The 225-nt window shown below is 41.3% G+C and carries 1 tRNA gene; it reads left to right on the forward strand.

The features are described 5' to 3' along the window. Positions 1 to 104: 104 nt before the first annotated feature. Positions 105 to 190: transfer RNA gene (locus HMPREF2782_RS08510), tRNA-Tyr, on the forward strand. Positions 191 to 225 lie beyond the last annotated feature (35 nt).

Genomic DNA, 225 nt, shown 5'->3' on the forward strand with positions numbered 1-225 from the left:
GGTTGTAGGTTCAAGTCCTATCATCAGCTCCAATTTTATTGTGACATAAAATTGAATAAATATATAGTTTATGCTATAATGTGTTACTATGAAATACAAATTTTGGGGAAGTTCCAGAGTTGGCCAAATGGGACGGACTGTAAATCCGTTAGCTTAGCTTTCAGTGGTTCGAATCCGCTCTTCCCCACCAATTTGCGGGTGTAGCTCAGTGGTAGAGCCCCAGCC

This window comes from Anaerococcus sp. HMSC068A02 (assembly GCF_001811125.1).
GTDB classification, from domain to species: Bacteria; Bacillota; Clostridia; order Tissierellales; family Peptoniphilaceae; genus Anaerococcus; species Anaerococcus vaginalis_C.